This window comes from Microcystis sp. M53598_WE2, from assembly GCF_030067735.1.
GTDB lineage: Bacteria > Cyanobacteriota > Cyanobacteriia > Cyanobacteriales > Microcystaceae > Microcystis > Microcystis aeruginosa.
Genome location: NZ_JASJFE010000197.1, coordinates 1 through 3,041 on the forward strand (window position 1 = coordinate 1; position 3,041 = coordinate 3,041).

Consider the following 3,041-nt stretch of genomic DNA (forward strand, 5'->3'; position numbering starts at 1 on the left):
TGCTCAACAAAAAGCACAGGAAAAATACGGTCAAAGATTAGAACTTTTAGAAGAATACGAACAGAAAAAACTCTTTTCTCAAGTTTATCGGCATTATACTAAAAAACTCTGGATTGGGACTTTTCACAGTCTTTGTGGTCGGATTTTGCGCTATGACATTAATAAATATCAGGATGAATATGGTCATAGTTGGCAAAGGAATTTTTCGATTATGGACGAGTCTGATGCCCAGAGTTTAGTAAAAAATATCGTCACTAAACAGATGAATTTAGACGATAAAAAATTTGATGCCCGCAATCTACGTTATGCGATTAGTAATGCCAAAAATTTAGGTTTAACACCCACAGATTACGCCAGAGAAAACCCTCATTTTCGGGGAAAGGTCATTTCTGAGGTTTATCAAGCTTATCAGATGCAATTGGCACAAAATAATGCCCTAGATTTTGATGATTTGATACTGGTTCCAGTCCGTCTTTTTCAGCAAAATGAATCTATTCTCGGTTATTGGCATACGCAATTTAAGCATATTTTAGTCGATGAATACCAAGACACTAACCGGATTCAGTACGAGTTAATTCGGCTTTTGTCCACCAATGGTGAAACGAAAAAAAGTGAGTGGAATTGGACGGATCGATCGATTTTTGTGGTGGGTGATGCCGACCAATCTATCTATAGTTTTCGGATGGCAGATTTTACTATTCTGCTCAATTTTCAAGCGGACTTTGGCGATGGTTTACCCGATGATGATACTCGCACGATGGTGAAACTACAGGAAAACTATCGTTCACGGGAAAATATTCTGCAAGCGGCAAATAAGTTAATTGAAAAGAATAGTCAAAGAATCGATAAAGTCCTTGTTCCCACTAGAGAAGGGGGCGATAGTATCTATGTTTTTAAAGCCAGAGATGAACAGGAAGAAGCAGCTTTTGTTATCGATAAAATTCGAGAATTTACCCAAGAAAACCCCGAATTAACTTGGGGTAGTTTTGCCATTCTCTACCGAATTAATGCCCAATCTCGCCCCTTTGAAGATGGGTTAATTCGCAATAATATCCCCTATAATATTGTCGGGGGATTTAAATTTTATGATCGACAGGAGATTAAAGATGCGATCGCTTATTTACGAGTGATTGCCAATCCTGCCGATACCGTTAGTTTACTGAGAATTATTAACACTCCCCGGCGCGGTATCGGTAAAACCACAATCGATAATTTGCTCAAAGCTGCCCAAGAATTAGGAGTACCTTTATGGGAAATTATCAGCGATGAAACTTCCGTTAATACTCTCGCCGGTCGTGCGACTAAAAGCATCAATAAGTTAGCTAAAATTATCCAAAACCTGCAAGAAAAAATCACCGATTTATCCGCTAGTGAAATCCTAGATCAAATCATGGAAGATTCGGGATATATCGATGAGTTAAAACAGCAGGGAACCGAGGAAGCTGATACCCGCATCGAGAATATTCAAGAATTGTATAGCGCCGTCGTACAATTCCAAGAAGAAAACGAAGAAACCAATCTCCAGGAATTTCTCGCTAGTGCTAGTTTAGCCTCGGATTTAGATAATCTTCAGGAAGGTCAAGAAAAAGTATCGTTAATGACCCTTCATTCCGCCAAGGGTTTAGAGTTTCCTATCGTCTTTTTAGTCGGTTTAGAACAGGGCATTTTTCCCCATAATCGTAGTTTAAACGATCCCATTGCTCTTGAGGAAGAACGCCGTTTGTGTTATGTGGGAGTGACTCGGGCCAAGGAACAATTATTTTTAACCTACGCAAAAGAAAGATATGTCTGGGGGAATAAAGAGATGAAGGTAGCTTCCCAATTTTTGCAGGAATTGCCCCCAGAATTGCTCACAAGCAACCTGAAACCGAAAAAGACCCCAAAAGTGGTTCCCATTCAAACAACTGCCTCTAATCAAAGAAAATGGGGCGTAGGCGATCGAGTGTTACACTCTACTTTTGGAGAAGGAGAAGTGACCCATATCCTCGGTGAGGGTAAAAAAATGAATCTAGCGGTCAAATTTTCGGGTTTAGGTCAGAAAATCATCGATCCTCGCACCGCACCCATGCAACTTATCCACGAATAGGCAATCATCTGTAGGGTGGGTTAGGCAAAAATAAGTTATACTCTGACTGAAAATTGAGTATTCGCCGTAACCCACCAGATCAGCACATAGGTAATCATCTGTAGGGTGGGTTAGGCGAAAATAAGTTATACTCTGACTAGAAATTGAGTATTCGCCGTAACCCACCGGCTTTTTTCTCCCTATCTCCCCACTGATAACTGATTACTGTTCACTGATAACTGACACCCCCTGATTCCTCAACTCCGATCGCTACCTGCTGTTAGAATAGAGAATTGCGGTCAGACTGACGATAAAATTGAGAAGCTAAATCCTTGATTCTTAATAGTTGTTGAGCAACTTTCCGCCTAGTATCGCAATTATCCGATAATATGGGCAACAGCGAGTTAGTCTATTCAGTCTGTTAAAATTGACCCCCGTTGGTCGTATTCGCGCACTGTCTAACCTTAATGATGAGGATCAGTTAATATGGAATCAATGCAACCGACCGAGACCCAAAATCCGATTAGAACGGATTTACCCGGGTCTCTGAGCAAACCCAGCAGCAGCAGCACCGAACAGATTTGGTCTGAATATGTAGAACCAGTTTGGGATTCGGTGATGTCCTATCTGGCTAACGTCCCCGATTATATCGGTAGTTTCTTCTCTGGATACAAAAAACCTTTAATCGTTCTGGGGGCAATTTTAGCCAGTTTTGTCACCGTGAAAGTTACCCTAGCGGTTTTAGATGCGATCGATGATATTCCCCTCCTTGCTCCTATCCTACAATTAGTTGGGATCGTTTACACTGGTTGGTTTGTCTGGCGCTATCTGCTCAAAGATGAAAATCGCCGCGAGTTATTAGCCGAAATTGATGCACTAAAAGCGCAAGTTTTTGGCAGTCACAATAACCCTTTATAGGTGGGTGGGTGGAATTAAATATAAGATGAACGTAGGTTGGGTTGAAGCATGAAACCCA

2 protein-coding genes are annotated in these 3,041 nt (G+C 41.1%); both read left to right on the forward strand.

Features of this window, described 5'->3' with window-relative positions:
* Window positions 1-2,086 (forward strand): 3'-5' exonuclease (locus tag PX636_RS04260; RefSeq protein ID WP_288116314.1); only part of this gene is annotated, 2,086 nt, incomplete at its 5' end.
* Window positions 2,087-2,551: 465 nt separating this feature from the next.
* Window positions 2,552-2,983 carry a CAAD domain-containing protein gene (locus PX636_RS04265; protein ID WP_004162611.1) on the forward strand — a complete coding sequence of 144 codons (432 nt, stop codon included), beginning with the start codon at window positions 2,552-2,554 and terminating at the stop codon, window positions 2,981-2,983.
* Window positions 2,984-3,041: the final 58 nt, after the last annotated feature.

Coding starts and splice junctions, on each gene's coding strand:
- PX636_RS04265 (WP_004162611.1), top strand. CDS start 2,552: ATGGAATCAATGCAACCGACCGAGACCCAAAATCCGATTAGAACGGAT.